Raw genomic sequence first — 1,625 nt, forward strand, 5'->3', positions numbered from 1 at the left:
GCCGCGGCTTTCCAGCGCGTGCAGCAGCGTGACCATGATCCGCGCGCCGGAGGCACCGATGGGATGCCCCAGCGCGCAGGCGCCGCCATGCACGTTGACCACGTCGCGCGGCAGGCCGAGCTCGCGCATGAAGGCCATGGGCACCACGGCGAAGGCCTCGTTCACCTCCCAAAGGTCGACGTCGGACACCTTCCAGCCCAGCCGGTCGAGCAGCTTGCGCGCGGCCGGAACGGGTGCCGTGGGGAAGTCCTTCGGCGCCTGTGCGTGGCTGGCATGGCCCAGGATGCGCGCGCGCACCGGTGCCTCGGCCGCGTCGGCGGCGGCGCGGGTGGACAGGATCAGCGCGGCGGCGCCATCCGAGATCGAGGACGAATTCGCCGCCGTCACCGTGCCGTCCTTGCGGAAGGCGGGCTTCAGCGTCGGGATCTTCTCGGGGCGGGCGCGGCCGGGCTGTTCGTCGGCGGTGATCGTGTCCTCGCCGGTGCGGGAATGGATCGTGACGCCGGCGATCTCGGCCTTGAAGAGGCCCGTGCGCTCTGCCTCGAGCGCGTTCGACAGCGAGGCGAGCGCGTAGGTGTCCTGCGCCTCGCGGGTGAACTGGAACGCCTCGGCGCAATCCTCGGCGAAGGTGCCCATGAGGCGCCCCTTGTGGTAGGCGTCCTCGAGCCCGTCGAGAAACATGTGGTCGATCACCTGTTGGTGGCCGATCCGCGCGCCCTCGCGCATCTTGGGCAGCATGTAGGGGGCGTTGGTCATGCTCTCCATGCCGCCGGCGACGATGGTGTCGGCGTGACCAAGCGCCAGCCGGTCCCAGGCCATCATCGCGGCCTTCATCCCCGAGCCGCACATCTTGTTGAGAGTGGTGGCGGGGACCTCTTCGCCCAGGCCCGCCTTGAATCCCGCCTGCCGCGCCGGCGCCTGGCCCTGGCCCGCGGGCAGCACGCAACCCATCAGCACCTCGTCCACGGCGGGTTTGCCGGCGCCCTTCAGCGCCGCGCGGATCGCCACGCCCCCCAGCTCGGCGGCCGATGCCCCCGACAGCGCGCCCTGGAAACCGCCCATAGGCGTTCGGGCCGCGCCCGTGATCACGACATCCTGCATGCTGTGTCCTCTCCTGTGCCGGGCCCGATTACCGAAAATGTAACCATTTGCGCCTAGGGTCCAAGGGGTATCAGTGACGAGGGTGACAATGAAACTCAACGGGCGCCAGCTGGGCGACACGTATCTGGTGACGGTCGAGACCGCCCGCATCGACGCCGCCGCCGCGATCCGCTTTCGCGAGGAGATGCGTGGCGAAATCGAGCGGTCGCACGGCACGCTGGTCCTCGACCTCGGCCCGGTCGAGTTCATCGATTCCAGCGGCCTGGGCGCCATCGTCGCCGTGATGAAGCTGATGCCCGAGGGGCGGCGGATGGAGCTCGCCTCGCTGGGCGCGACGGTCGACAAGGTCTTTCGCATGACGCGGATGGATTCGATCTTCCGCATCCACGGCTCGGTCGACGAGGCGACGGGCACGGACGGCTAGGCAGGCGACTGCGTGAAACCACCCCCGGCAGAGCCTGACCACTACTACAGGGTCGCCGCGCGCCACGACGCGGTGACGGCGTGCCTGATCGCCCTGCGCG

2 protein-coding genes are annotated in these 1,625 nt (G+C 69.8%); one reads left to right on the plus strand and one right to left on the minus strand.

Annotated elements, in window-relative coordinates; all coding sequences use genetic code 11:
• A partial coding sequence (locus ACFDTC_RS17175; protein WP_375260101.1) for an acetyl-CoA C-acyltransferase occupies nucleotides 1-1,101 on the minus strand: 1,101 nt, incomplete at its 3' end.
• An 88-nt stretch (nucleotides 1,102-1,189) separates the two neighbouring features.
• Between ACFDTC_RS17175 and ACFDTC_RS17180 the strand changes: the two genes are divergently transcribed.
• Nucleotides 1,190-1,525, plus strand: coding sequence for an STAS domain-containing protein (locus tag ACFDTC_RS17180; protein ID WP_375260102.1), 336 nt, complete (start codon nucleotides 1,190-1,192; stop codon nucleotides 1,523-1,525).
• Nucleotides 1,526-1,625: the final 100 nt, after the last annotated feature.

It is taken from the genome of Citreimonas sp., assembly GCF_042096055.1.
Lineage (GTDB): Bacteria > Pseudomonadota > Alphaproteobacteria > Rhodobacterales > Rhodobacteraceae > Citreimonas.